The organism is Chelativorans sp. M5D2P16, assembly GCF_034427935.1.
Classification (GTDB): Bacteria; Pseudomonadota; Alphaproteobacteria; order Rhizobiales; family Rhizobiaceae; genus Chelativorans.
The window spans coordinates 359,084-384,413 of sequence record NZ_JAXQNM010000038.1 but is presented as its reverse complement, the minus strand read 5'-3'; the positions used below and the strand labels follow the sequence as shown (position 1 = coordinate 384,413).

The following is a 25,330-nucleotide window of genomic DNA, read 5'->3' as shown; positions in this document are numbered from 1 at the left end:
CCGTAGCACACGGCAATCAGGCCGAAGCCGCTCGCTGTCAGCCCAAAAGCGCGCCTATCCATCGGTCCGTTCCGCCGAATGTCGTGCCGCTTCTACGAGGGTTGTGGCCGCCTGGCGGGCAGCCTCCACGGCGTTCGTTCCGCGATAGACGGCGGCGTGGGTCGCGCCCTCGAAAAGCATGAGGATCTGGTCGGCGAGCACTATATCTGCTTCACCGAGATCGGCGGCGACGCAGTTGGCGATCAGAGCCGCCATGGCCTCCTTGTGGGCGGCGACCCGATCGCCGATCGCCGGATCTCCCGCGCCGGCCTCGCCCAGCGCCCGGAGGAAGAAGCATCCATGGGCGCCCTGGGCCTCGACCCATTCGCCGAGGGCGCGGAACAGGCCGTCCACCCCATCGCACGGCATGGCGGCAAGGAAGCGCTCGCTCCGAGCGTCGAGTGTACCGACGATCAGCGCGGCACGGCCGCCGACATGTTTGTAGAGCGTGCGGCTGGAGACGCCGGCGGCCCTGGTGAGCCGGTCCATGCCGGTGGCGGAGAAGCCCTCCCTGTCGAGCAAGGCCTCGGCGGATGCGATGATGGCAGCGTGATCGGTCATGGCACACATGTAAAACGATCGTTTTACATGTCAAGCACGATCGAAGAGGCGCACGGCTGCTCTCACGGTAATGGCCGAGCCGATCATCGCTGCGGCATTCGGCTTCCTGGTCCCGGGTCAAACCAAGAGCGGCGGGTTAGATCATAGGAGCCGCAACCGTCATTCTGGGGGGCGAGCCCTCAACATTGCCTACCCATGGCGACGCCAACAATGTCCGCTCAGGAAAACTGGGCGCCGATCCGGGGTGCGCGCCGATGGGTGCCGACAGGTCAGTTGTCTGCCGATCCCCCACACACACCAAGAAGGTCGAAGCTCACGCGGCCCTATAAGCTGGTTTCGGTGTTGCCGTTTTGAGCCGGAGAGCAGGCTTTTCTACCAAATGCCATGATAGATAGGCAATCAGCGCGGTCACAGGCAGCGCCAGGGCTGCCATTTCATATCCCGACAGCCCATCTCCGACCATCGCCCGGATAACTTGAGTGACTGGCCAGCCGTAGAGATAAACACCGTAGGAAATATCACTGCGGGTATTGAACCAACCAAAAGCCTTGAAGTCAGCTGCGCCAATCCAGATGAGCGGATAAGCGGCAATATAGCAGAAAGTCTCCGGCAGGATCTGAAAATGAACGGCCGGGATGAACCCTAGCGCAAACAGTGCGGCGAGCCATCCCCGCGGTTTATGGAACTGCACCAGCCAATTCATAATAATACCGCAGCAGAACGACGGCAGGACAAAGAGCAGCGCCGCCACCCATTCAATTGAAACCACCTTGCCATAGGCAACTGAGAACCCGATCAGGCCGAATGCGATCAATGTCGCTATGATTTGTCGACTTCCTTTGAACAGGGACATTGCCATCAACAGGGCAATCAACGCGTAACCGATCACCTCCAACCGGATCGTCCACAAAACCCCATTTGCAATGCCGGGCAGATAGTCCGCTCCATCTGGTGGCGGATAAAACCCGATGTTGGAGAAATACAGGCCATCGCTATGCAGAAAGATCGCCTGCATTGCCACGCTCATGACTTTTGGATCGAGGACAAATGCCGTCGCGCCATCAAGCGCAAAAGGTGGGCAGATCACGTAGGTTATGAGCAGCGTACTGACAACCAGTGCCGGAGCGATCCTCAGGAACCGCTTCCGGAAATAGTCGGCCAATCCTGCCGAGCGCTTGGCACTTTCGGTTACCAGAAAGCCGCTGAGTATGAAGAATACGAACACGCCATATACGCCGGCAATCAGGCCGGTTCCGTGTAGCGGTTCGGTTTCTTCCGATCCGGTCGCGATCAAGAATGCATGCGAGAACACGACCGACGAGGCCGCAACAATCCTGAGCGTGTCAAAATTGGGATACCGAACAGAGGACATAGCGTCACCTTGAGCTTGCAATCACCGTGTTGCGGTTCGGCCAAATCCCTGTAACCGGGGCTTTATCATCATTCCCATTTGCCCGTCCCGTGTGCATTTTGGCCCCGACCCTATCAGTTCAACGCGACGGACCAGCTTTTCACCCCGGTCTCATCGCGTGAATTCCTGCTGCTTGCGGCACATCCGTCCGTGTTGGCACCCACCTCCGGAGAGAGCCGCGCTGCTGACGTTCGCCAGAGGGCTATCCGGCCATGCTTGAGAGATGGAAATGCCTGCGAGCAATCAGGGCTTATGGCAATCAGCGTAGCGCTTCCAGCCGCTGCAGATGGTTCTGGACGAGATCACCACGCCGTAGTTTTCTTGCTTCATCGTCGGCGCGGGATGGGTTGTTTTTGAATACATACCATTTACCGCCGAGAGAAGGTTTTTGGTAGATGACGCCGTCCTTCTCCCGATGCAAAAAGCAGGTCGTATCCGGCGCAGCGTTCATCTTCGTAAACCACAGTGCACGCATACAAACTTTTCCACTGTCCGTTGTGTACCAACGGCCTTTGGCATAGCTCCAGTAGGCGCCCTTCTGGGACCAGCCAGAAAAGCGCCGTCCATCCTTGGAGAAATAGCCCGCACCGTTTCCCCAGTTCCAGGAACGCCCCGCATAAAGCGTATCAAGCTGTTCGGACGACATTGGCACTCCTGCCTTGGCCTTGAGTGCAGTCTCGCGAAGATAATCGCTCTCCGCATCCGCCCATGCCGAAGTCATAAACAATCCTGAGATCGCCATTCCGGCCGCAATTAGCCCCAACCTGCCCATGTCTTCCTCCAGTTCGATGTTTCATCCAGGGTGCTCGGCTACGCACCCGGTAATGGTCCCTGCCGGTTCCGCCAAAATGGACCTTGCGTTCATTTAAGGGCGCGAAACTTAGCATAAGCCGTTTCAAGTCGATGCAGTCAGTAGCAAGATAGGCGGCTTGAGTCGTTGCCTGCTAATCCGGGAACTTTTCAATATGTCCATTTTTCATAATGAGACGTGTGCGCGGATATCGGCGATCTGGCGGTCCAATCGTCGGCTTCGACAAGTACCTGCGCCGGTACTGGGTGGTCGCAAGGGCGCAAGGCGGAAATCCGCAGCCAGCATGCCGAAGGGCGGCATTGCGGAGATTTGCACATTGGCCCAATTTACACTTACGACTCGTTCCGCCTGTTCGGGCTTTTTCGGGCTATCACACGAGTTGATCCCTCTCGGACTTTCCGAGCGGATTTTGGTGGCGGATAGCGGATATCCAACAGAAATTCACCGCTTTGGTGCATTCAATCCATTGTCAGCGGTTCATGAGATCGTACGAGTTCAGCGGCTGATGACACCTTCCATCAGCCAGGGCCGAGACAGCAGCAAAGTGAGCATCGAGAGCTTCGGGGGGTGCCATATTAGGTACCGCCCAGCATCGCATGTGTGGTAGGCATGGAGACAAGGCTGTGAATGAGATGAGCAGCCACTGACGATTTATCTCCGGCGCGCAGGAACCTACCAGCTTGGGCGATCTCTACGGCCCTTACAAGCTTGTCCATAAGAGGATCGGGGCGTGATGGGATCGGGCCGCTTTTTCCGAACACCACCGCCTCGCTGAAAGCTATGCGTTTCAAGGCGATGAGATCTTGCTCCATGATTGCCAGAAACGAACGCAGCAGATCCTTCAACTGAGTCAGCGTATCTCCTTCGGCATGGCCGAACTCGTTCTCTCCATCGCGCGAGAACGCGCATGTTCCACGACTCCTTCGAACAAGGCGACCTTCGAAGGAAATCGCCGATAGATTGTGTCCTTCCCCGAGCCACAAGCGGTCTGACGTGCTCCCCTGAAATGTCCTCGCTTTGCGGTTAGTCTGCCCTTGGAAAGAGGAGACTGATGATGAAGCGATCGCGCTTTTCCAACGAGCAGATCATCGGCATTTTGAAGGAGCACCAGGCCGGGCTTTCGGTGACGGAGCTGTGCCGCAAATACGGGATCAGCGACGCAACCTTTTACACCTGGCGCAAGAAGTACGGCGGCATGGAGGTGTCGGAAGCCAAGCGGCTGAAGGCGCTGGAGGAGGAGAATGCGCGCCTGACGAAGCTTCTGGCGGAATCGATGATGGATGTGTCGATGCTGCGCGAGATGCTGGTAAAAAACTTCTGACGCCCGGTTCGAGGAGACAGGCCGTGGACTGGGCCATTGAAGAGAGGGGATAGAAGCATCCACCACAGTTGACAGATATGTGTTTCAAGCCGTTGGCACTTCTTTTGGCTCTGCACGTGTTGGCTCCTCATCGGCAACCGAGCCACGACGAAACAGCCGCACCACGATGACGAAGAAAACAGGCACGAAGAAGACGCCTAGGATGGTCGCAGAGATCATGCCGCCCAGAACGCCGATGCCGATGGCATTCTGTGCTGCTGACCCGGCTCCGCTCGCGATCGCCAGCGGCGTCACGCCCAGAGCGAAGGCAAGAGACGTCATGACGATCGGGCGAAGGCGCATGCGCGCGGCCTCGGTGACCGCTTGGATCAAGCCTACTCCGCGCTCGTAGAGATCGCGGGCGAACTCGACGATCAGGATCGCGTTCTTTGCCGAGAGGCCGACGGTGGTCAGCAGGCCCACCTTGAAATAGACGTCGTTCGGCTGCCCGAACAGCCATGCGGCAAGCAGCGCACCCAACACGCCGACGGGCACAGCGAGCAGTACCGAGAACGGGATGGACCAGCTTTCATAGAGCGCCGCGAGACACAGGAAGACGACGAGCACGGAAATGCCGTAAAGCATCATCTCCTGGTTTCCGGCGACGCGCTCCTGGTAGGAAATGCCTGACCACGAAGCACCGTAGCCGCCCTCCAGCTGGGCCACCATGTCTTCCATCGCGACCATCGCCTCACCTGAGCTGACGCCTTCGGCAGCCGAGCCCTGGATCATGAGCGCCGGCGTTCCGTTGAAGCGCGAGAGCGAGGGAAGGCCCTCGGTCCAACTGATGTTGGTGAATGCCGAGAACGGCACCATCTCACCCTGATCGTTCTTGGCATACCAGCGGTTGATGTCGTCCGGCTGCATGCGGAAGGGTGCGTCCGCCTGCACGTAGACGCGCTTGATCTCGCCCTCATGCACGAAGTCATTGACGTAGCTTCCGGCAAAGACCGTGCTGATGAGGGCATTGGCGGCGGAAAGATCGACGCCCAGAGCGCCCGCCTTGTGCTGGTCAACCTCGATCTCGAGCTGCGCTTCAACACCACGGCTATTGCCACGCACACTGGTCACAGTTGGGTTTTGTGCGGCGAGATCGGCGAGCTGATTGGCAGCTTCCTGTAGAGCATCACGGCCATTGTTTCCGAGATCCTCCAGGTACATCGTGAAGCCGCCCGATTCTCCGAGACCCTGAATGGCGGGAGGAGACACGACATAGGCCTGCGCATCACGGATCGCGGCGAACTTCTGCATCGCACGCATGCTGACAGCCTGCGCAGATTGCTCGGGTGCTGTCCGCTCGTCGAAGTCCTTCAGGCGGATGAAACCCATGGCCGTGTTCGGGCCGCTGGACCCGGATCCGTAGCCGAGGATCATGAATGCGCTCTCGACCGACTCCTTTTCCTCTTCGAGCAGATAGCTCTCGACTTCATCAACGACGGCCTGCGTGCGCGCTGTGCTTGCACCCTCGGGAAGGGTGATCACCGCCATGAGCACGCCCTGATCCTCCTGCGGCAGGAACGATGATGGAAGATCGCGGTAGATCAGATAAATCCCGGCCAGGACCGCCGCGAATATAACGAGAACGCGGATGGGCCGGATGGCAAGATGTCCGACGGACCACACGTAGCCCCAAGTGGTCGCGTTGAAGCCGCGGTTGAACCAGCCGAACCACCGGGCGGCCCGGCCCTCATGCGACGGTTTCAGCATAGAGGCGCAGAGCGCGGGCGTGAGAATGATGGCCACCAGCACCGAAAGCAGCATGGCCGTGGCGATGGTGATGGAGAACTGCCGGTAGATCACGCCGGTCGACCCGGCGAAAAGGGCCATCGGAATGAAGACTGCCGTCAACACCATAGCAATGCCGATGAGCGCGCCTGTGATCTCGCCCATAGATTTGCGGGTGGCCTCGCGCGCCGACAGACCCTCCTCGGTCATGATGCGTTCGACATTCTCCACCACTACGATGGCATCGTCGACCAACAGTCCGATGGCGAGCACCATCGCGAACATGGTGAGCATGTTGATCGAATAGCCGAAGACGGCGAGGACGCCGAACGTGCCGAGCAGCACTACCGGCACCGCGACCATGGGGATGAACGTGGCACGGAAATTCTGCAGGAAGAGAAGCAACACGACGAAAACGAGAAGGATCGCCTCGACCAGCGTGTGCACCACCTTCTCGATGGAGCGCTCCACGAAGGGCGTTGTCTCGTAGGAATAAGCGATCTCCACGCCCTCGGGCAGGCCTGCGGCCAGGCTTTCGAATTCGGCCTTGACGGCCTCCGCCGTCGCAATCGCATTTGCGCCGCTGGCAAGCTGCACGCCGAAGCCCGCTGAAGGCGACCCGTTATACTCCGAGCGCATATCGTAGGATTGCTGGCCGAGTACTATCCGAGCAACGTCGGAGAGCTGAACCAGCGATCCGTCAGGGGCGCTCTTCAGGATGATCTGCTCGAACTCCTCAACTGTCCGCAGCTGGCTCTGGGCGACGATGTTGGCCCGTAGCTGCTGACCCTGAATAGAGGGTGTGGAGCCGATCGAGCCTGCAGAAACCTGCACGTTCTGCGCGCTAATCGCGCTCACCACATCCGAAGGTGTCAGCTGGTACTGCGCAAGCGCCATCGGATCGAGCCATATCCGCATGGCATAGCCGGAACCGAAGGACTGGATGGAGCCCACGCCTTCGATGCGCTGGATGCGCTCTTCGATCTGCGTGGTCATGATGTCGTTCAACTCGCTGGTCGAATAGCGGCCGTCCCTGGAGTAGATGTTGCCGATCATCAGGAAGCCCGACGCCGACCGCATCACCCTGATGCCATTTCGCTGGACGCTTTCGGGAAGCTGCGATTCGACACGCGCGACCCTGTTCTGCACCTCCACCTGAGCCAGTTCCGGGTCGATGCCGGTGTCGAATGTTAGCGTTATCGTGCCCGACCCCGTACTTGAGGTCGACTCCACATAGAGAAGGCCTTCCAAGCCCGTCAGCTCACCTTCGATCTTGCTTGTGACCGAGTTCTGGACGGCTTCCGCTGTAGCGCCTGGATAGGTTGCGTTGATGCGCACCGTGACGGGAGCGACGTCGGGATATTGGGAGATCGGCAGCGAATAGATGCTGATCACGCCGGCAAGCATGGTGGCGATAGCCAGCACGATCGCAAAGATAGGACGGTCGATGAAGAAGTTGGCGATCGCGTTTCCGCCCGCCACGGCCTGACGTTCCACTTTGCCCGCGTTCATTGCTCGGTCTCCGTCTGAGCTGGCTGCGTCGCTGCATCTTGCGAAGAGGCGTCCTGACGCACCACGCCGTTCTCGTCGATCGCCACTTCCACAGGCTCAAGCTCTGCGCCTTCGGAGAATTTCTGGAATCCATCGACGATCAGCCTCTCGCCGTCGGCAACGCCCCCCGTGACGATCCAGTTGTTCCCGGAAGAACCGGCCACGGTCAGGATCCTCTGCTCAGCCTTGTCTTTCGCCGAGGCGACATAAGCGATCGGTTCTCCCTCGGAGTTTCGCTGCGTCGCTCGCTGCGGCACAAGGACAGCGTTCCTGAATGCACCGATCTCGACCTGAGCGCGCACAAACATGCCTGGAACCAGCAGTCGCTCCGGGTTAGGGAACTCGGCGCGTGCAGTGATGGTGCTCGTGCTCTCGCTGACTGCGAATTCCATGGGCGAGACCGAACCCGTCTCCCCATACTCCTGTCCGTTTTCGAGGATCAGGCTGACGTTACGCTCTTCGCTCAGGCCAAGTTGCCCGCTTGCAAACTGGCTGCGTAGGCGGAGCAGATTGGCGCTGGAGTCCACCAGATCGACATGCACCGGTTCGATCTGGCGGATGATCGCAAGCGGATCTGTCTGATTGGCTGTCACCAGCGAGCCAACGCTCATTTGCGAAGTGCCGATGAGGCCGGAAATCGGTGCGCGAATCGTCGTGTTGTTCAGGTCGATTTCAGCCGCCTGCAGGTTTGCCCTGGCAGACGCCAGGTCGGCCTCGGCCTGGAGCATCTGAGTGCGAGCATCCTCCAGGCTTTGCTCACTGACCGCATTCGTCTGAGCCAGACGTTCCTGCCGCTCGTACCGGGAACGGGCACTTTCGACTTCGGCTTCGGCACGCGCAACGGCGGCATCGGCCGCAGCACGCGCGGCCTCGAACTCCTCGGCATCGAGCCGGTAGAGGACGTCGCCTTCCTTGATTTCCGAAGCCTCCTTGAAGACGCGCTCGCGAATGATGCCGTTCACCCGTGGGCGAATTTCAGCAACAGCGGATGCCAAGACACGGCCGGGGAGTTCGCTCACACGCGGTACGTCTTGCTGCTTGAGCGTGATGTAGCCGACCTGGACGGGCCTTCCTCCCGCCGCCGCCGCACCGCCTGCCTGATTGTTGCTGTCACTGCAGCCCATCAGAGTGAGCATCATAAGTCCGCAAGCAGCGCCGAGACGGACGGGAAGTCTCATCGTGAATACCTTTGAAAGCTCTGGCGATTTGCAATGTCCGAGATATCGGGTGGAAACGCCGCCCCGGATTGGTTAGCTGCGGGCCAGATGGATTAGTCGTTTCGATTCAACAGTTTTAAGTGCGCGAGATCCCGTCTGAGGACATCGCGAACGTCTTCCTGCGGGTTCTCTGTCCAGGTGAGGATCACGGCCCGCACGGCGCCAAGCATTGCGCCTGCCAGAACGATGCACATGATATCCGGCTCCATGAGGCCCAGCCTGCGTGCGACCAAGCCTGCGACTTCTTTCTCCCGCTCATGAAGCTTGCTCAACTGCATCGCGAACATGCGCGGACTGCTCATAGCAATCTCACGCATAAGCCTTGGAATCCTCGGATTGGCGTTCAGGCGTTCCAACTGACAGGCAAAAAGCTCGATGAAGTCATCGAGAAGAGTACCCTTCCCCTCGACAAATGCCTCTTCCGCTGCCGAACCGAAGGGCGGCGGAGACATGGCAAAGGCCGCATCCCTGGCCGGGAAGTAGTTGAAGAACGTGCGCGGGCTGATGCCGACTTCGTTGCAGATCACCTCGACGGTGACGTTGTCGACGCCGAGCTCAGCAGCCAGACGAAGCGCCGCTTCTTGAATCTCCTGGGTGGTCTCGACCCGACGCCGTTCACGAAGGCTACTCATTTTCTCATTCTGCATTATTTGCATATTGTGCAAGTAATGAGGCGCGACCGCGCTGTCAAGCGTAATGGCGCGTGGAGGCTTCATCAGCAGCGAAGAGGGCAAACGATAGTGGAAACACGACGGGAAACAGCAGCAACGACGCCGGTTGGTCCGACGGTGGCCTCGATATTGATGGTCGGCGTGCTTATGATGATAGGCGGCACATCGCACATAGTTCCATCTCACCATCACCGCCAGGAACCCTCCTGCGGAGCGGGTTTGTGCTTCGGCCTCAATTCGGTCATGCCCGAGCCTGTTCGTCAATTGAAGCGGAGAGGCCGTAGCGAGTAATCGACAGGTGTAGCGAAGGGCTATGCTGCCTAGTTGGGGGCGCGAGAACCACTCCCCCTCGGTCAACTGCCGAGAAACGTGCTATTTTATTGATAAATAATCGATCAAATTGTGCGGCAATCGGCGGCAAATGGCGGAGAGGGAGGGATTCGAACCCCCGATACGGTTGCCCGTATGCCGCATTTCGAGTGCGGTGCTTTCAACCACTCAGCCACCTCTCCGCACGGACGCTCGGGTGGCGCCCAGATGCAGCGGCGCTTAAATAGCGGTGAAGCCGGTCCGATACAAGGCCAAATCTGGGCGATGGACCGGCTCGTCTTGACCTGTCGGGCGGTTTCGGCTAAGGACCGGCGATCTGCGGCGTGGAGCATCCTCCGCGCCGCTTGTTTCGTGAGGCCTCGCGGCCCTTGTTCAACGACTGACAAAAAGACGGCAGGCCGCCGCAGCGGCCCAAGCCGGACCGGACACCGAAAGGCAAGAAAGATGTTCGCAGTCCTCAAAACCGGCGGCAAGCAATACCGTGTCGCCGCCGACGACCTGCTCAAGGTCGAACGTATTCCCGGCGAACCGGGCGAGATCGTCCAGCTCGGCAATGTGCTCGCAGTGGGCGAGGGCGGTGACGTGAAGATCGGCACCCCCTTCGTCGATGGCGCCAGCGTGGCGGCGGAAGTCGTCGAGCAGGGCCGGGGCAAGAAGGTCATTGCCTTCAAGAAGCGCCGCCGGCAGAATTCGCGCCGTAAGCGCGGCCATCGCCAGCTTCTGACCACCGTGCGCATCTCGGAGATCCTTCTCGACGGGGCGAAGCCCTCCAAGAAGGCGGCCGCCAAGCCCGCCCCTGCGAAGGCTGAGGAAAAGCCCGCCAAGGCCGAGAAGAAGGCGGCTGCGGAAAAGCCGAAGGCCGAGCCCGAGAAGGCCGAAGCGAAGGAAGCGGCCGCCGCGCCGCTGTTCAGCGCACCGGGCGGCGAGGCCGACGATCTTACCAAGATCAAGGGCATCGGCCCTGTGGCGGCCGGCCAGCTCAAGGAGCAGGGGCTCATCACCTTCGCCCAGATCGCCGCCCTGTCCGACGAGGACGTGGCGCGCATCGACGAGGCGATGCCCTTCAGCGCCGACCAGATCAAGGACTGGCGCGAGCAGGCGAAGGCGCTGGCGTAATAATTCGGGGCTCTGGCCCCAGGAAACGGATTTGCATTCGGGCGCGCGAGTGCCCATAAAGGGAATCGAAGCGTTCCAGGAACGCAAAGGAGCAGAATCATGGCACACAAGAAGGCTGGCGGTTCGTCGCGCAATGGTCGCGAGTCCGAGTCCAAGCGCCTTGGCGTGAAGAAATTCGGCGGCGAGAAGGTGCTCGCCGGCAACATCATCATCCGTCAGCGCGGGACCAAGTGGCATCCCGGCGCCAATGTCGGCATGGGCAAGGATCATACGCTTTTCGCCCTCGAGGCGGGTGCCGTGTCCTTCGCCAAGAAAGCCAACGGGCGAACCTATGTGTCGGTAAACCCGATGATGGACGCAGCGGAGTAGCCGGTTCCGCACCAAAACACCGGCGACCCATCTTGGGAGCCGGTGTCCGGAAAATCCGGAAAAGGTTTCAGGGGAGATGGGTCGCCATCTCCCCTTAATTTTTGTCCGGAGGAAAGAGCCATGATTGCCGAAACCGAAGAGGTCGAGAGTGAGAGTATAGGTATCGAGTGCCCCGTGCTCGTCACCGAGCGGTTGGTCCTGCGACCGCCGCACGAGGACGATGTTCCCGAGCTGGTTGAGCTTGCGAACAACCGCCGCGTCGCCGAGATGCTGTCGCGCATGCCTTATCCCTACAGCGAGGCGGACGCCGAGGTCTTCGTGCGGGGCAGCCGGTCGGAGTTCCGCTCGGGCTGCCATTATGCCGTGGCGCTTGCCGACAGCGGTGCCTTTGTCGGCTGCGCGGGAATCGACATGCGGCAATACGGCCTGGAGCTCGGCTACTGGATCGGCGAGCCCTATTGGGGACTCGGCTACGCCACGGAGGTGGCGCACGCGCTGGTCGATCTCGCCTTCCGTGCCACCGATATCGACCGCCTGCATGTCTCGTGCCGGGTGATCAACAGCGCCTCGCGCCGTGTCATTCACAAGTGCGGCTTTCAGTATGTCGGCCAGGGCATGATGGATTCGGTGGTGGCCGGCAAGGTGCCGGTGGAACGCTACCAGCTTGACCGCAAGACCTGGGTGAGCCTGAGGAGTTGGGGCACCGGGAGTTAAGCGGCGGAAAGCGCGGGCGTGAAGTCCGCGCTTTCCGGTTTGCCCGTGTGACGCGATGCGTTAGATGGAGCGTTGACAAGGAAAGGCTGCCGCGCGCCCATGAAATTTCTCGACCAGGCCAAGGTGTTCATTCGCTCCGGAGACGGCGGTGCGGGCTCCGTCTCGTTCCGGCGCGAGAAGTATATCGAGTTCGGCGGCCCGGACGGCGGTGACGGCGGCCGCGGCGGCGATGTGTGGATCGAGGCCGTGGAAGGGCTTAACACGCTCATCGACTACCGTTACCAGCAGCATTTCAAGGCCCGGACGGGCGGCCACGGCATGGGCCGCAACCGCACCGGCGCCAAGGGCACGGATGTCGTCCTGAAAGTGCCGGTTGGCACACAGGTCTATGAGGAAGACAACGAGACCCTGATCTGCGACCTGACGGCGGTGGGCCAGCGTTATCGCCTGGCGGCGGGCGGCAATGGCGGCTTCGGCAACCAGCATTTCAAATCGTCGACCAACCAGGCGCCGCGCCGGGCCAATCCCGGCCTGCCGGGGGAGGAGCGGTGGATCTGGCTGCGGCTGAAGCTGATCGCCGATGCCGGGCTTGCCGGCCTGCCCAATGCCGGCAAGTCGACCTTTCTCGCAACGGTGTCGGCGGCCAAGCCGAAGATCGCCGATTACCCCTTCACCACGCTGCATCCCAATCTGGGGGTCGTGCGCGTCGACGCACGCGAATTCGTGCTGGCCGATATTCCGGGGCTCATCGAGGGCGCACATATGGGGGTGGGTGTCGGCGACCGTTTTCTCGGCCATGTGGAGCGCACGCGCGTCCTCCTGCACCTCGTCTCGGCGCAGGAAGAGGATGCCGCCGCCGCCTACAGGACCGTGCGCGGCGAACTGCAAGCCTATGGCCGCGGGCTTACGGAGAAGCCGGAGATCGTGGCGTTGAGCCAGGCCGACCTGCTGGACGAGGAGGCGCGTTCGGCGAAGCTGGCGGCGTTGCAAGAGGCCGCGGGCAAGGAACCGTTCCTCCTGTCGTCTGTCACGGGCGAGGGCGTGCAGGATGTGCTACGGGCGTTGATGCGCGTGGTGGAGGAGGCGCGCCAAGAGGATGCCGCGGAAGAGACAGTGGACGAACGGTGGCGGAAATGACCCTGGTGATGAGCTCCCTCGTCCCGGAAGCCCCTGCGACGCGGCGGCTGTCCGGAACCCGTTTCGGAACGTGGCAGAGGCGCGGAATGGATCCCGGCACGCGGTTGCAAGGGTTTCTTCGCCTGGATGACGCGCGGGACGGGCGACATGCATATGGCGGCAGGGAAGCCGCCCGATGAACCGCATCGCCCTCTCCTCCTACCGCCGTATCACGGTGAAGATCGGCTCCGCGCTGCTGGTCGACCGGACGAGCGGCTTGAGGCGTGAATGGCTCGCCGCACTCGTCGATGACGTGGCGCGCCTCTCGGCGGCCGGCACGGAAGTGCTGGTCGTCTCCTCCGGCGCGATCGCGCTGGGGCGCACCATTCTCGGCCTCGGCCGGCGCACCTTGCGGCTGGAGGAGAGCCAGGCGGCGGCCTCGGTGGGGCAGATCGCGCTGGCGGGCGCCTGGGCGGGCGAGCTCGGCCGCCACGGTCTCACCTCGGGCCAGGTGCTGGTCACGCTGGGCGATACCGAGGAGCGGCGCCGCTATCTCAATGTGCGTGCCACCATCTCCACGCTGCTCAAGATGGGTGCCGTGCCCGTCATCAACGAGAACGACACGGTCGCCACCACCGAAATCCGCTATGGCGACAATGACCGCCTCGCCGCGCGCGTGGCGACGATGGTCGGCTGCGACCTGCTCATCCTTCTGTCCGATGTGGACGGCCTCTATACGGCACCGCCGGAACGCGATGCGAATGCGCACTTCATCCCGGTGGTGGACACGATCACGCCGGAGATCATGGCCATGGCGGGCGATGCGTCCTCGGAGCTTTCGCGTGGCGGCATGCGCACAAAGCTCGATGCGGGGCGGATCGCCACCGGGGCAGGCGCGGCCATGATCATCGCCTCCGGCAAGGAGATGAACCCGCTCTCGGCCATCGAGCGCGGCGCCCGTGCCACTTTATTCCGGCCAAGCCCGACGCCGGTGCGCGCCTACAAGACCTGGATCGCCGGGCAGCTCGAGCCGGCGGGCCGGATCGGCGTCGACGAGGGGGCTCTGAAGGCGTTGCGCTCCGGCAAGAGCCTGCTCCCGGCCGGCGTGAAAGCCGTTTCCGGTGCCTTCTCGCGTGGCGATACGGTCGCCATCATCGGTCCCGACGGGCAGGAGGCCGGGCGCGGGCTGGTTGCCTATGACGCGGCCGATGCCGTAAAGATCGCCGGGCTGAAGACGAGCGACATCGCCGACGTGCTTGGATACGAGGCGCGAGCGGCAATGGTGCATCGTGACGATCTGGTGTTGTCGGCACGTCATCCCGGCAAGCGCGAGGTGGAGGGACAGAATGCTCAAGACGCATGATCATTCGGACGAAGACGTCGCCCGGCTGATGGCGGATGTCGGCGCGCGCGCCCGTGCCGCCGCGCGGCCGCTAGCGATTGCCGCACCGGATCGGAAGAACGCAGCCCTCCTCGCTATGGCCGAGGCGCTGGAGGCGCGTACGAAGGACATCCTCGCCGAGAACGCCGTCGACATGGAACGCGGCCGTTCCGCGGGGCTGACGGCGGCCGTTCTCGATCGGCTGCAGCTCGACGAGAAACGCATCGCCGCCATGGCGCAGGGGCTGCGCGAGATCGCTGCGCTCGCCGATCCGGTGGGCCAGATGATCGCCGCATGGGAGCGGCCGAACGGGCTTCAGATCGAGCGCGTGCGCACGCCGCTTGGCGTCATCGGTGTGATCTATGAGAGCCGGCCGAATGTGACGGCGGATGCCGGTGCGCTGTGCCTGAAGGCCGGCAATGCGGCGATCCTGCGCGGCGGCTCGGATTCGGCCAATTCTTCCGCGGCCATTCACGCCTGTCTGGTCGAGGGCTTGGAAAAGGCCGGCTTGCCGGTGGACGCGATCCAGCGCGTGCCGGTGACGGACCGGGCTGCCGTCGGGGAAATGCTGAAGGGGCTCAGCGGCAATCTTGACGTGATCGTGCCGCGCGGCGGCCGCAGCCTGGTCGAGCGGGTGCAAAACGAGGCGCGCGTGCCGGTGTTCGCGCATCTGGAAGGCATCTGCCATCTCTATATCGACAAATCCGCCGATCGCGACATGGCGGTCTCGATCGCGGTGAACGCCAAGATGCGCCGCACCGGCATCTGCGGCGCGGCCGAAACGCTGCTGGTGGACCGCGCGGCGGCCGATACACATCTCCGGCCGGTGCTCGACGCGCTCTCGGCGGCCGGCTGCGAGATCCGCGGCGAAGAAGAGGTGCGGGCGTGCTTCCCGGCGGCCGGGCCCGCGACGGAAGAAGACTGGCGCACGGAGTATCTGGACGCCATCATTTCCGTCCGGCTGGTGGACGGTGTGGCCGGGGCCATCGATCACATCGAGACCTATTCCTCCCATCACACCGAAGCCATCGTCGCCGACGATGCGCTAGCGGTGGAACGGTTCTTCAACGAGATCGATTCGGCGATCCTCCTGCACAACGCCTCCACCCAGTTTGCCGATGGCGGCGAGTTCGGCATGGGGGCCGAGATCGGCATCGCCACGGGCAAGATGCATGCGCGCGGCCCGGTCGGGGTGGAGCAGCTCACCTCCTTCAAATACCGTGTTCGCGGCTCAGGCCAGACCCGGCCGTGATCCCATGAATCCGCCGCGGGAGGCTATTCAGGAGCGCTATCTGCGCATGCCCCACGTGGAGAAGGGCATGGCCGTCGGACTGTTCGGCGGGTCCTTCAATCCGCCCCATGCCGGGCATGCGCTGGTCGCCGAGACGGCCCTGCGCCGCCTGCGGCTCGACCAGCTCTGGTGGATCGTCACCCCGGGCAATCCGCTGAAGGACAATAGCGGGCTGGCGCCGCTGGCAAATCGCATTGCGCTCTCCGAAGCCTGCGCCAAGGACCCACGCATCAAGGTGACGGCCTTCGAGGCCGGTCATCGTGTTCGCTTTACCGCCGATACGATCGAGCTCGTCAAGGAACGCAACCGGGGCGTCGATTTCGTCTGGCTGATGGGCGCCGACAGCTTGCGCAGCTTTCACCGCTGGGAGCGCTGGCGCAAGATCGTGCGCAGCGTGCCGATCGCCGTTTTCGACCGTCCGGGGGCCACGCTTTCCTTTCTCTCCTCGACCATGGCCAAGACTTTCGACCACGCGCGTCTCGACGAGAGCGACGCGCCGCGGCTGGCGCGCATGGCGCCGCCTGTGTGGACGTTCATTCACGGCCCACGCTCCTCGCTCTCCTCGACCGCACTGCGGGACGCGGAAAGATTGTTGCGGGAGAGCGGCCGCGGGAACTGACGGCGCCCGCGCGTGGGGCGCTGCGATGCACAACAGGTCTTGTCTTGAAACTGACAAGCATGTCTGCCTATCTATTGGGTATCGCATGGCAGGGTGCCGTGCGGTTTCGTTGTTCTTATTGGAAAGGAAAGACACTGAGAACAGCACTACAGAAGAAGGCAGACATTATGCCTTCGCCGGCCGGGGCACCTGATGACAGCCTGTCTCGCGCCGTAAAAACCGCGCTGGCGAGTCTGGAAGACTCCAAGGCCGAAGACATCGTTTCCATCGACATTCAGGGCAAGTCTCCGCTGGCGGACTACATGATCGTCGCCTCCGGCCGGTCGCACCGGCATGTCGGGGCTGTGGCGGAACGCCTGATCCGCGCGCTCAAGGACGCCGGCTTCGGCTCCGCGCGGGTGGAAGGCCTTGCGGGGGCCGACTGGGTGTTGATCGATTCGGGCGATATCATCGTTCACGTGTTTCGCCCGGAAGTCCGGGAATTCTACAACATCGAAAAGATGTGGCAGGCCCCGGATCTGGAGGACGAGACGCTGCACTAGCAGCCCGCGCCGGAGATGGCGCACTGGCGGTGCACCAAGCGCTCCGCGGGGTGCGCATCGGGATGACTTTTGCTTCCGGGAAGGGTTTCCCGGACATCGGGGCGGATTTGTGTTCCGGCGCGGAGCGCCAAGGCGAGGTCGAGTAATTCGTATAGACGTCCATGCCGTTGGCCGTATGAAGGCCGGAGCCGAAAAGGAGCTTGCCGAGCGCTACTTCGAGCGCTTGGCAAAAGCCGGTCCGGCGGTGGGGCTCGAATATGCGGGCGTCAGGGAGATACCGGAGAGCCGCGCCCGCGCAACGACCGCGCGCAAGCGCGAGGAAGCCGACCGCCTTGCGGAATTCATTGGCGACGGCACGTTGATCCTTCTGGACGAGCGCGGCAGGAATCTTACTTCAATTGAGATAAGCGAGCGGCTGGCGGCCTTTCGCGATGCGGGCGAGCGGCGGCTGACACTTGCCATCGGCGGGCCGGACGGTCACGATGAGGCGCTACGGGACAGGGCGGCGCTGCGCCTGTCCTTCGGGGCGCAGACCTGGCCGCATCAGCTGGTGCGGGTGATGCTGGCGGAGCAGCTCTATCGTGCTGCGACCATTCTGGCCGGTCACCCGTATCATCGCGTCTGATAATTGCGTCAAAGACGCTTGTATCTCGATGTGATTCATCTACCATGGGTTGTGCTACAGCGTAAATGTCATGGTTGATGCTTCCTTAACGAAATTTCGGCTACACTGAGGTTCAGGAGATCCGCGGCGAAGACAGATGACAAACCCAGGATTCAGCCATGCCGGATGGAAGGTTGCCATGTTCGCGGCAGCCCTTTTCCTGGCCGTGCCGGGCGGCCGCTCCGGCGCGCAAGGGCTGGACGGGCTTGAACAGAAGCAGAGCGAGAGCGTCGAGGAGTATCGGCGCCTGTCGCGCGCGCTTGTGCTGTCGGAGAAGCGCCAGGCGGCGCTAGAAGCCGAGATTGCCGCGATCAAGGACGACAGCGCGGCGCTGACGGCGGCGCTGATCCAGGCGGTGAAGACCGAGCGCAAGCTCGGGGAGGATATCGACGATATCGAAAATCGGCTGGAGGACCTGAGCAGCCAGGAAGAAAGCCTGCGCAAGTCGCTCAGAAACCGGCGCGGGACGCTGGCCGAGGTTCTGGGCGCGCTTCAGCGGATGGGATTGAACCCGCCGCCGGCCATTCTGGTGCGCCCCGAGGATGCGCTCGCCTCCATCCGCAGCGCAATTCTGCTGGGCGCGGTGGTGCCCGAAATCCGTGCCGAGACGGAAATGCTCGTCGCGGATCTTACCGATCTCGGCCGCGTGACGACCTCCATCCGCACCGAGCGGGAGCGCCTGGAGGCAAAGAAGATGGCGCAGGCGGAAGAGAAAGAGCGCCTTACGCTGCTCCTGCGGGAGAAGCGGCGCGTCCAGGCGGAGGCCGTGGCGCGCATGGAGGACGAGCGCGCCCGGGCCGAAGAGCTCGCCGGCCGCGCCCAAAGCCTGCAGGAGCTGATCGCTTCGCTCGAAAAGGAGATCGCCACCCTGCACGAGGCGATCGAGCAGCACCGCGCGGGGACGGGTGAGGACAGCTTGTCCGAGACCCTGCCCTTCGCGGAGCGGAGAGGCCTCGTGCCACTGCCGGTGGCGGGAAGCTTCGGCGCCCTTTTCGGTGACGACGACGGCACGGGAGGGCGGCTGCAAGGCGACATTCTAAGAACACAATCGGGCGCAATCGTTACCGCGCCGGCGGATGGAACGGTGCTCTATGCGGGGCCTTTCCGGTCATATGGCCAGCTATTGATACTGAACGCTGGCGACGGGTATCATGTCGTGCTGGCGGGAATGGATCGGTTGAACGTCTCTCTCGGGCAATCCGTGCTGGCGGGAGAACCGATTGGCATGATGGGCGAGGCACGGTTGGCAAGTATTGCCGTCCCAACGGTAGGCGAAGCGATGCCGGAGCTTTATATTGAGTTCAGGAAAGACGGGAAACCGATCAATCCGAAGCCTTGGTGGGCTCGGGAGTTATCTGGAAGGACGGGAAATGGTACGTAAATTGTCGCTGCTGTTCGCCGGCGCGCTCATGGGCGCATCCGCCGTTAGCCTCGTTTACGGGACGAATGGCACGGCCGCCAACGCGGCGGATTCGGACACTTATCGCCAGCTCGCCATCTTCGGCGACATCTTCGAGCGGGTTCGGGCGCAGTATGTGACGCCGCCGGACGAGAAGGAGCTGGTGGAGAGCGCCATCAACGGCATGCTCACCTCCCTCGATCCGCATTCATCCTATCTCAACGCCGATGCGGCGAAGGATATGCGGGTGCAGACCAAGGGCGAGTTCGGCGGCCTCGGCATCGAGGTGACGATGGAGAACGAACTCGTGAAAGTGGTCTCGCCGATCGACGACACACCGGCCGCACGCGCCGGCATCCTGGCGGGCGACCTGATCGAGAAGATCGATGGCGAGAACGTGCGCGGTATATCGCTCAGCGATGCCGTCGACATGATGCGCGGCCCGGCAAACACGCCGATCGAGCTCTCCGTCCTGCGCGAGGGCCAGACGAAGCCGCTGAAGATCACCATCATCCGCGACATCATCAAGGTGAAGGCGGTCAAATATCGCCTCGAGGACGACATCGGCTATATGAAGGTCACCTCCTTCACCGAGAAGACGACCGACGACCTGCGCGAGGCCATCAACGCCATCCAGAGTGACATTCCGGAAGACGAGTTGAAGGGCTATGTGCTCGATCTGCGGCTCAACCCCGGCGGACTGCTCGATCAGGCGGTCAACGTCTCCGACGCGTTCCTGGACCAGGGCGAGATCGTCTCCACGCGGGGCCGCGAGGCTGATGACATCGCCCGCTTCGCATCCCAGCCGGGCGACCTCATCGACGGCAAGCCGCTGGTCGTTCTCATCAATGGCGGTTCGGCCAGCGCCTCGGAGATCGTCGCCGGTGCGCTTCAGGACCATCGCCGCGCTACGGTGGTCGGCACCAAGTCCTTCGGCAAGGGTTCGGTGCAGACGATCATTCCGCTCGGCGAGAACGGGGCGCTGCGCCTGACGACGGCGCTCTACTACACGCCTTCCGGGACCTCGATCCAGGGCACGGGTATCGTGCCCGACATCGAGGTCGAGCAGCCCCTGCCGGAGGATCTCGCCGGGATGGACGTGACGAGCGGCGAGTCCGAGCTGCGCGGACACATCCGCGGCGAGGCCGAAAGCGAGGAAGGTTCCGGCTCCGTTGCCTATGTGCCGCAGGATCCGGAGGAAGACCTCCAACTCGGCTACGCGCTGGATCTTCTGCGCGGGGTCAAAAGCGATCCCGCCTTCCCGCCCAATCCGGACAAGGCGGTCATGAACCAGTAATGGGGCCGGCGCACCCCTTCACGACAGGGGTGCGCCGCCTGCCCGTGCGGCAGCGTTCGGGGTGATCGCGGGGGCATGCAACCGGTTCGCAGCGATATCGACCGGCCGCTGGGCCGGAATGCGCCTCAAGGTCCGCGGGACCGGCGCCCCGGCTGGCGGGACATCCTTCTGACCCTCTGTGCCGTCGCGGTGTTCGCCGCATCCGGCGCCATTGCCTTGCGTGAGCGGCCATATCGGCAGCCTGTACCGGTTGCGGTGTCCGAGCCGCATGCTGCGCCGCAACCGGAGCGCTCGTCCGCGCCACGAGATGCGACCCCTTCCATCACCCGCCTCAACCCCGCTGCAGGATCTCCGGGCGAAAGCGTCGTCATCGTACGCGACCCGTCGGCGCTCGGGCAGAGCACGCTGCTCGCGCATCTGCCCGATCCCGAGCTGGTCGAGGAAACGGAATTCGGACCGCTGCCCGTGCGGGATGCCGCGGGCCGGCGGCCGTTCGACCACTATGCCCGGCCGTGGTCAGGCGCGCGCGGCGCGCGCATCGCCATTCTCATCGGCGGGTTGGGCATCTCGCAAACGGGCACGCAGGAGGCGATCCGGAAGCTGCCGCCGGAGATCACGCTGGCCTTCGCTCCCTTGGGCAACAGCCTGACACGCTGGATGCAGACCGCCCGGCGCGAGGGGCATGAGATCATGCTGCAGGTGCCGCTGGAGCCCTTCGACGATTCCGCCGGTGGGTCTGGGCGGCACATGCTCCGTGCGGAGGCCCCGGCAGGAGAGGTTCTGCGCGAGCTGCACTGGAATCTGGGGCGAATCACCAACTATACCGGGGTGGTCAATTACATGGGTGCGCGCTTTACGGGGGATGAGGGTGCGATGGCGCTGCTGATGGAGGAGTTGCGGCAGCGGGGCCTTGCCTATCTCGACGACGGGACGTCGGCGCGCAGCCTGGCGGAGGAAATGGCGCGCGAGAAGGGCGTGCCCTTTGCGGCTGCTGACACGGTCATCGACGGCGAACGCACGCGGGACGCCATTCTGGACAAGCTGGATGCACTCGAGCGGACCGCCCGGGCCGGCGGTTTCGCGATCGGCAGCGGCTCGGCGCTCGACGTGACGGTGGATACTGTTGCGGCCTGGGCGGCTGAGGTCCGCAAGAGGGGGATTGAACTAGTTCCGGTCTCGGCCCTGGCGGACGATCCGGAAGAAGATTAGACCGCTTCGTCCCGGTGAGACGATCTTGTCCTAGAGGCTGTTGGGGCGTCCGTCCTGGAATCGCTCTGGAGAGGTGGAATGGAGAAGACGAAAGTGAAAGCGGAGGACTTGCCCTATCGCCCCTGCGTGGGCGTGATGGTGCTCAACCCGGAAGGCGCGGTGTGGGTCGGACGGCGCATCGCCGAGGCCAAGGGCGAGATGGACGGGGCCGCGATGCTCTGGCAGATGCCCCAGGGCGGCATCGACGAGGGTGAGGATCCGCTGCAGGCGGCGCGGCGCGAACTCTACGAGGAAACGGGCATCCGCAGCATCTCGCTGCTTGCCGAGACGCCAGGCTGGATCACCTACGAATTGCCCGCTCATCTGGTCGGCGTGGCACTCAAGGGGCGCTATCGCGGGCAGAAGCAGAAGTGGTTCGCCTTCCGTTTCGACGGGGACGACAGCGAGATCGCCATCAATCCGCCTCCGGATGGCCACGCGGCCGAGTTCGACGCCTGGGCCTGGAAACCGATGGACGAATTGCCGGGCCTGATCGTGCCGTTCAAGCGGCAGGTCTATGAGGATGTGATAAAGACGTTTCGTCACCTCGCGCCATAGAGCATTTTGCAGCCAAGTGGAATCACTTGGCGTGGCACAAATGCGGCGAAACAAACAGATAGAGCAGCCAAACGAACGAATGTGAGCGCACCCTGTTCTAGCCTCCCCTCCCACAGGGGAAGGGAGACACGGCGGCGCCTCAGCTTACTGCCATTCGCGAATATCGACGAAATGGCCGGCGATGGCGGCGGCAGCGGCCATGGCGGGGGAGACCAGGTGCGTGCGGCCCTTGAAGCCCTGCCGGCCCTCGAAATTGCGGTTCGAGGTCGAGGCGCAACGTTCGCCCGGCTTCAGCCGGTCGTCGTTCATGGCCAGGCACATGGAGCAGCCGGGCTCGCGCCATTCGAAGCCGGCCGCGGTGAAGATCTTGTCCAGCCCCTCGGCTTCGGCCTGGGCCTTCACCAGCCCGGAGCCCGGAACGATCATCGCATTGACGCGATCGTTGACCTTGCGACCTTCGGCGATCTTCGCCACTTCGCGCAGGTCCTCGATGCGGCCGTTCGTGCAAGAGCCGATGAACACCCGATCGAGGGCGATGTCGGTGATCTTTGTGCCCGGGGTCAGGCCCATATATTCCAGCGCGCGCTTCTTCGACTGGCGCTTGTTCTCGTCCGGGATCTCGTCCGGGTCCGGTACAGCGCCGGTGACCGATACCACGTCCTCGGGCGAGGACCCCCAGGTGACGATCGGCGGCAGGTTGGCCGCGTCGAGCTTCACCACCCGGTCGAAATGCGCACCTTCGTCGGAGCGCAGCGTCTCCCAATAGGCGCGCGCCATCTCCCAGGCTTCGCCCTTGGGTGCGCGCGGGCGGTCCTTGATATAGCGATAAGTGGTCTCGTCCGGGGCGATCATGCCGGCGCGCGCGCCGCCCTCGATGGACATGTTGCAGATGGTCATGCGGCCCTCCATGGAGAGCGCGCGGATCGCCTCGCCGGCATATTCCATCACATGGCCGGTGCCGCCGGCGGTGCCGATCTCGCCGATGATGGACAGGATGATGTCCTTGGCGGTCACCCCTTCCGGCAGCTTGCCGTCCACCTGGATCAGCATGTTCCTGGCCTTGCGCTGGATGAGCGTCTGGGTGGCCAGGACGTGCTCGACCTCCGAGGTGCCGATGCCGTGGGCGAGCGCACCGAAGGCGCCGTGGGTGGAAGTGTGGCTGTCGCCGCAGACGATGGTCATGCCGGGCAGGGTGAAGCCCTGTTCCGGCCCGACGATGTGGACGATGCCCTGACGGCTGTCGGCCTCGTTATAGTACTCGATGCCGAAGTCGGCGGCGTTCCTGGCCAGCGCCTCGACCTGGATGCGGCTTTCCTCGTTCTTGATGCCGAACTTGCGGTCCGGCGAAGTCGGCACATTGTGATCGACGACGGCCAGCGTCTTATCGGGGTGGCGCACCGCGCGGGAAGCCAGACGCAGGCCCTCGAAAGCCTGCGGGCTGGTCACCTCGTGCACCAGATGCCGGTCGATATAGAGCAGGCAGGTGCCGTCCTCCTGCCGGTCGACCACGTGATCGTCGAAAACCTTGTCATAGAGCGTGCGGGGTTTGGTCATTTTGCGAAAACCTTGAATGCGGAGAAACGGAGTTGCCCGGAAGCCGGGCGGAGTCGCCGCTCAGGGAAGTCGGCACAGGAGCGCGCCGGAAATGCGCGCGAAGAAACGGCCCGGCAGGCGCTTCACATCCTGCAGAACGACATTCTTGCAAGCCGACTGTCCAAAGGCTCTTTCCATGGCCGGTGTCATACCAGCGTTTGGCAGCTTGGGCAATTGAAACGCGATGGGCCTATTCCTCGGACGCGTCCTTGAGCGCAAGGCGGACCTCAACCTGCCGGAGGACGGCAAGGACCAGCGCTCCAAGAAGGCAGGAGAGGGCGGCGACGAGCCACAGGCCCAGGCCGGCGGCAAGGCCGATCGCCGCGGCGAGCCACATGCCGGCCCCGGTGGTCAGGCCGCGCACGTGACCGCGCTTGAAGATGATGAAGCCGGCTGCCAGGAAGGCCACGCCCGCCGTGATCGCTTCGACGAGGCGGATGGGATCCGCCCGTACATGCTCTTCGTCGAAGACGGGCAAGGAGACGATTTCCACCGATACGATGGCGAAGGTGGTTGAGGCGAGGCAGACGAGCATGTGCGTGCGCAGCCCGGCGGGACGTTCCGCGAGCTCGCGCTCGAATCCCAGAATGCCGCCGAGGAGGATCGACAACACAAGACGCACGGCGATCACCTGCCAGGGCAGTGTCGTCTGCGGCGTGAATTCCTGGAGAAGAACGTCCATGCGGCGGTGAACGCGACGAAGCGCGCGCGGTTCCACTTTGGCGTGTTTGCCGCGACTCCGGACAGCGTGATTTCAGGTGCCGTATGGAGACGCCGCGGGGTCCCTTCCTCTTGCCCGATCGGCGGCCACGCCTCGTAGTAAAGACGGCCGGCAAAACGAAAGGAGCGCCCCGAAGGCGCTCCTTGAAGACTTCAAAACAACGAGGAGCGACTACTCGCCCTTGTTCTCGGCCGGCGCGGCCTCCTGGTTGGCCGCTTCATTGTTGGCGGCCTCCTCCGCAGCCTTTTCGGCGGCAAGCGCCTCGGCGGCGGCGACTTTCTCGGCCTCGATCCGCGCCTTCTCGTCGGCGACGGCCCGGCGCTCGGCCTCGTTCAGCTTGCGGGCACGGGCGCCGGTGTTCTCGCTGATGCGGGCGGACTTGCCGCGGCGGTCGCGCAGGTAATAGAGCTTGGCGCGCCGCACCTTGCCGCGGCGCACGACCTCGACGCCCTCGACCAGCGGCGAATATACGGGGAACACGCGCTCCACGCCCTCACCGTAGGAGATCTTGCGAACGGTGAAGTTCTCGTTGAGCCCGGAACCCGAGCGTGCGATGCAGACGCCCTCATAGGCCTGAACGCGGGTGCGGGTGCCTTCCGTGACACGCACCTGAACGCGCACCGTGTCGCCGGGCGAGAAATCGGGAAGGGTGCGCTGCGCGGTAATCTTTTCGGCCTGCTCGGCCTCGAGCTGACGGATAAGGTCCATCGTCCTGTCCTCTTGTTCTGTGACGCCAGAGCGCTCGTCCCGACGACAGTCCTTCGACCGTCTGAAGAGTGCGCTTCAAGGAAGCGCAGGAGCGGATGCACGTTTCTTTGCTTGAATATCCGGCCATGGACCTCCATGGCAGCCTTAATGTGCCGGGCACATACACCATGTGGAGTGGGGAATCAACCGCGGCGGATGTCCAGGCGGAGTGCGAGCGTGATCACCTCGGACGAGCCGATCGCCGTTCAGCACACGCGGCTTGACAGTCGCCAGGCGGAGAACGCGTTGCTGTCCGCGATCGCTTATTCGGAACGATGA

The 25,330-nt window shown here is 63.0% G+C and carries 24 protein-coding genes, 1 tRNA gene and 1 pseudogene; 15 read left to right on the top strand and 11 right to left on the bottom strand.

Annotated features, from left to right (window positions below; translation table 11 throughout):
- Positions 1 to 54: 54 nt before the first annotated feature.
- The 4 genes from SIN08_RS19635 to SIN08_RS19620 form a co-directional block, all read right to left on the bottom strand.
- A complete protein-coding gene (locus SIN08_RS19635) occupies positions 55 to 600 on the bottom strand; it encodes a helix-turn-helix domain-containing protein (protein WP_322449881.1) in 546 nt (181 codons plus the stop codon).
- A gap of 313 nt (positions 601 to 913) precedes the next feature.
- Complete coding sequence (locus SIN08_RS19630; protein ID WP_322453285.1) at positions 914 to 1,972, bottom strand: acyltransferase; 1,059 nt, start codon at positions 1,970 to 1,972, stop codon at positions 914 to 916.
- Between the two features lie 298 nt (positions 1,973 to 2,270).
- Positions 2,271 to 2,783, bottom strand: a complete 513-nt coding sequence (locus SIN08_RS19625; RefSeq protein ID WP_322453284.1) for a DUF995 domain-containing protein — start codon at positions 2,781 to 2,783, stop codon at positions 2,271 to 2,273.
- A gap of 614 nt (positions 2,784 to 3,397) precedes the next feature.
- Positions 3,398 to 3,667, bottom strand: coding sequence for a hypothetical protein (locus tag SIN08_RS19620; protein ID WP_322453283.1), 270 nt, complete (start codon positions 3,665 to 3,667; stop codon positions 3,398 to 3,400).
- A gap of 209 nt (positions 3,668 to 3,876) precedes the next feature.
- On the opposite strand from SIN08_RS19620, the pseudogene SIN08_RS19615 reads away from it, so the two are divergent.
- A pseudogene (locus tag SIN08_RS19615) lies at positions 3,877 to 4,190 on the top strand (transposase); the annotation flags it as partial.
- Between the two features lie 37 nt (positions 4,191 to 4,227).
- Here the strand turns inward: SIN08_RS19615 and SIN08_RS19610 are convergent.
- From SIN08_RS19610 to SIN08_RS19595, 4 genes are all read right to left on the bottom strand, one after another.
- Complete coding sequence (locus SIN08_RS19610) at positions 4,228 to 7,371, bottom strand: efflux RND transporter permease subunit (RefSeq protein WP_322453315.1); 3,144 nt, start codon at positions 7,369 to 7,371, stop codon at positions 4,228 to 4,230.
- Positions 7,372 to 7,415: 44 nt separating this feature from the next.
- Positions 7,416 to 8,597, bottom strand: a complete 1,182-nt coding sequence (locus SIN08_RS19605) for an efflux RND transporter periplasmic adaptor subunit (RefSeq protein ID WP_322453282.1) — start codon at positions 8,595 to 8,597, stop codon at positions 7,416 to 7,418.
- A gap of 131 nt (positions 8,598 to 8,728) precedes the next feature.
- Complete coding sequence (locus SIN08_RS19600; RefSeq protein ID WP_322453281.1) at positions 8,729 to 9,307, bottom strand: TetR family transcriptional regulator; 579 nt, start codon at positions 9,305 to 9,307, stop codon at positions 8,729 to 8,731.
- A gap of 461 nt (positions 9,308 to 9,768) precedes the next feature.
- A tRNA-Ser gene (locus SIN08_RS19595) sits at positions 9,769 to 9,858 on the bottom strand.
- Positions 9,859 to 10,120: 262 nt separating this feature from the next.
- Here SIN08_RS19595 and SIN08_RS19590 point away from each other — a divergent pair.
- The 13 genes from SIN08_RS19590 to SIN08_RS19530 all read left to right on the top strand — a co-directional run bounded on the left by SIN08_RS19590 (position 10,121) and on the right by SIN08_RS19530 (position 21,990).
- Positions 10,121 to 10,792 (top strand): 50S ribosomal protein L21, encoded by a 672-nt coding sequence (locus SIN08_RS19590; protein WP_322453280.1) that lies wholly within the window; start codon positions 10,121 to 10,123, stop codon positions 10,790 to 10,792.
- 99 nt (positions 10,793 to 10,891) lie between these two features.
- The gene (gene rpmA, locus SIN08_RS19585) at positions 10,892 to 11,161 is read left to right on the top strand and encodes a 50S ribosomal protein L27 (RefSeq protein ID WP_322453279.1); all 270 of its coding nucleotides are present in this window, start codon (positions 10,892 to 10,894) and stop codon (positions 11,159 to 11,161) included.
- Positions 11,162 to 11,281: 120 nt separating this feature from the next.
- Complete coding sequence (locus SIN08_RS19580; RefSeq protein WP_322453278.1) at positions 11,282 to 11,875, top strand: GNAT family N-acetyltransferase; 594 nt, start codon at positions 11,282 to 11,284, stop codon at positions 11,873 to 11,875.
- Positions 11,876 to 11,974: 99 nt separating this feature from the next.
- Positions 11,975 to 13,012: a GTPase ObgE gene (obgE, locus tag SIN08_RS19575; protein ID WP_322453277.1), complete on the top strand. Its 1,038-nt coding sequence runs from the start codon at positions 11,975 to 11,977 to the stop codon at positions 13,010 to 13,012.
- A gap of 175 nt (positions 13,013 to 13,187) precedes the next feature.
- Positions 13,188 to 14,354, top strand: coding sequence for a glutamate 5-kinase (gene proB / locus SIN08_RS19570; protein ID WP_322453276.1), 1,167 nt, complete (start codon positions 13,188 to 13,190; stop codon positions 14,352 to 14,354).
- A complete protein-coding gene (locus tag SIN08_RS19565; RefSeq protein WP_322453275.1) occupies positions 14,338 to 15,624 on the top strand; it encodes a glutamate-5-semialdehyde dehydrogenase in 1,287 nt (428 codons plus the stop codon). The genes proB and SIN08_RS19565 overlap by 17 nt, the downstream gene beginning before the upstream one ends.
- Before the next feature lie 4 nt (positions 15,625 to 15,628).
- Positions 15,629 to 16,282 (top strand): nicotinate-nucleotide adenylyltransferase, encoded by a 654-nt coding sequence (locus tag SIN08_RS19560; protein WP_322453274.1) that lies wholly within the window; start codon positions 15,629 to 15,631, stop codon positions 16,280 to 16,282.
- A gap of 167 nt (positions 16,283 to 16,449) precedes the next feature.
- On the top strand, positions 16,450 to 16,824 hold the full coding sequence (gene rsfS / locus SIN08_RS19555) for a ribosome silencing factor (protein WP_322453314.1): 375 nt from the start codon (positions 16,450 to 16,452) through the stop codon (positions 16,822 to 16,824).
- A 145-nt stretch (positions 16,825 to 16,969) separates the two neighbouring features.
- On the top strand, positions 16,970 to 17,449 hold the full coding sequence (gene rlmH / locus SIN08_RS19550; protein ID WP_322453313.1) for a 23S rRNA (pseudouridine(1915)-N(3))-methyltransferase RlmH: 480 nt from the start codon (positions 16,970 to 16,972) through the stop codon (positions 17,447 to 17,449).
- A gap of 178 nt (positions 17,450 to 17,627) precedes the next feature.
- Positions 17,628 to 18,869 carry a murein hydrolase activator EnvC gene (locus tag SIN08_RS19545; RefSeq protein ID WP_322453273.1) on the top strand — a complete coding sequence of 414 codons (1,242 nt, stop codon included), beginning with the start codon at positions 17,628 to 17,630 and terminating at the stop codon, positions 18,867 to 18,869.
- A complete protein-coding gene (locus tag SIN08_RS19540; RefSeq protein WP_322453272.1) occupies positions 18,859 to 20,184 on the top strand; it encodes a S41 family peptidase in 1,326 nt (441 codons plus the stop codon). The genes SIN08_RS19545 and SIN08_RS19540 overlap by 11 nt, the downstream gene beginning before the upstream one ends.
- Positions 20,185 to 20,259: 75 nt before the next feature.
- Positions 20,260 to 21,393 carry a divergent polysaccharide deacetylase family protein gene (locus SIN08_RS19535; protein ID WP_322453271.1) on the top strand — a complete coding sequence of 378 codons (1,134 nt, stop codon included), beginning with the start codon at positions 20,260 to 20,262 and terminating at the stop codon, positions 21,391 to 21,393.
- A gap of 78 nt (positions 21,394 to 21,471) precedes the next feature.
- A complete protein-coding gene (locus SIN08_RS19530; protein ID WP_322453270.1) occupies positions 21,472 to 21,990 on the top strand; it encodes an RNA pyrophosphohydrolase in 519 nt (172 codons plus the stop codon).
- Between the two features lie 144 nt (positions 21,991 to 22,134).
- Here the strand turns inward: SIN08_RS19530 and leuC are convergent, their stop codons facing one another.
- The 3 genes from leuC to rplS all read right to left on the bottom strand — a co-directional run bounded on the left by leuC (position 22,135) and on the right by rplS (position 25,012).
- The gene (leuC, locus tag SIN08_RS19525) at positions 22,135 to 23,544 is read right to left on the bottom strand and encodes a 3-isopropylmalate dehydratase large subunit (RefSeq protein WP_322453269.1); all 1,410 of its coding nucleotides are present in this window, start codon (positions 23,542 to 23,544) and stop codon (positions 22,135 to 22,137) included.
- A gap of 229 nt (positions 23,545 to 23,773) precedes the next feature.
- Positions 23,774 to 24,265 carry an MgtC/SapB family protein gene (locus SIN08_RS19520; protein WP_322453268.1) on the bottom strand — a complete coding sequence of 164 codons (492 nt, stop codon included), beginning with the start codon at positions 24,263 to 24,265 and terminating at the stop codon, positions 23,774 to 23,776.
- Between the two features lie 210 nt (positions 24,266 to 24,475).
- Positions 24,476 to 25,012: a 50S ribosomal protein L19 gene (gene rplS, locus SIN08_RS19515; RefSeq protein WP_322453267.1), complete on the bottom strand. Its 537-nt coding sequence runs from the start codon at positions 25,010 to 25,012 to the stop codon at positions 24,476 to 24,478.
- A gap of 135 nt (positions 25,013 to 25,147) precedes the next feature.
- Here rplS and SIN08_RS19510 point away from each other — a divergent pair, with 135 nt between their 5' ends.
- Positions 25,148 to 25,330: a sensory rhodopsin transducer gene (locus SIN08_RS19510; RefSeq protein WP_322453266.1), complete on the top strand. Its 183-nt coding sequence runs from the start codon at positions 25,148 to 25,150 to the stop codon at positions 25,328 to 25,330.

Bases quoted from the DNA above. Each gene is read 5' to 3' on its own strand.
- SIN08_RS19635 (WP_322449881.1), bottom strand. From the start codon at position 600: ATGACCGATCACGCTGCCATCATCGCATCCGCCGAGGCCTTGCTCGAC.
- SIN08_RS19630 (WP_322453285.1), bottom strand. From the start codon at position 1,972: ATGTCCTCTGTTCGGTATCCCAATTTTGACACGCTCAGGATTGTTGCG.
- SIN08_RS19625 (WP_322453284.1), bottom strand. From the start codon at position 2,783: ATGGGCAGGTTGGGGCTAATTGCGGCCGGAATGGCGATCTCAGGATTG.
- SIN08_RS19605 (WP_322453282.1), bottom strand. From the start codon at position 8,597: ATGATGCTCACTCTGATGGGCTGCAGTGACAGCAACAATCAGGCAGGC.
- SIN08_RS19600 (WP_322453281.1), bottom strand. From the start codon at position 9,307: ATGAGTAGCCTTCGTGAACGGCGTCGGGTCGAGACCACCCAGGAGATT.
- SIN08_RS19590 (WP_322453280.1), top strand. From the start codon at position 10,121: ATGTTCGCAGTCCTCAAAACCGGCGGCAAGCAATACCGTGTCGCCGCC.
- rpmA (WP_322453279.1), top strand. From the start codon at position 10,892: ATGGCACACAAGAAGGCTGGCGGTTCGTCGCGCAATGGTCGCGAGTCC.
- SIN08_RS19580 (WP_322453278.1), top strand. From the start codon at position 11,282: ATGATTGCCGAAACCGAAGAGGTCGAGAGTGAGAGTATAGGTATCGAG.
- obgE (WP_322453277.1), top strand. From the start codon at position 11,975: ATGAAATTTCTCGACCAGGCCAAGGTGTTCATTCGCTCCGGAGACGGC.
- proB (WP_322453276.1), top strand. From the start codon at position 13,188: ATGAACCGCATCGCCCTCTCCTCCTACCGCCGTATCACGGTGAAGATC.
- SIN08_RS19565 (WP_322453275.1), top strand. From the start codon at position 14,338: ATGCTCAAGACGCATGATCATTCGGACGAAGACGTCGCCCGGCTGATG.
- SIN08_RS19560 (WP_322453274.1), top strand. From the start codon at position 15,629: ATGAATCCGCCGCGGGAGGCTATTCAGGAGCGCTATCTGCGCATGCCC.
- rsfS (WP_322453314.1), top strand. From the start codon at position 16,450: ATGCCTTCGCCGGCCGGGGCACCTGATGACAGCCTGTCTCGCGCCGTA.
- SIN08_RS19545 (WP_322453273.1), top strand. From the start codon at position 17,628: ATGTTCGCGGCAGCCCTTTTCCTGGCCGTGCCGGGCGGCCGCTCCGGC.
- SIN08_RS19540 (WP_322453272.1), top strand. From the start codon at position 18,859: ATGGTACGTAAATTGTCGCTGCTGTTCGCCGGCGCGCTCATGGGCGCA.
- SIN08_RS19535 (WP_322453271.1), top strand. From the start codon at position 20,260: ATGCAACCGGTTCGCAGCGATATCGACCGGCCGCTGGGCCGGAATGCG.
- SIN08_RS19530 (WP_322453270.1), top strand. From the start codon at position 21,472: ATGGAGAAGACGAAAGTGAAAGCGGAGGACTTGCCCTATCGCCCCTGC.
- leuC (WP_322453269.1), bottom strand. From the start codon at position 23,544: ATGACCAAACCCCGCACGCTCTATGACAAGGTTTTCGACGATCACGTG.
- SIN08_RS19520 (WP_322453268.1), bottom strand. From the start codon at position 24,265: ATGGACGTTCTTCTCCAGGAATTCACGCCGCAGACGACACTGCCCTGG.
- rplS (WP_322453267.1), bottom strand. From the start codon at position 25,012: ATGGACCTTATCCGTCAGCTCGAGGCCGAGCAGGCCGAAAAGATTACC.
- SIN08_RS19510 (WP_322453266.1), top strand. From the start codon at position 25,148: ATGGCAGCCTTAATGTGCCGGGCACATACACCATGTGGAGTGGGGAAT.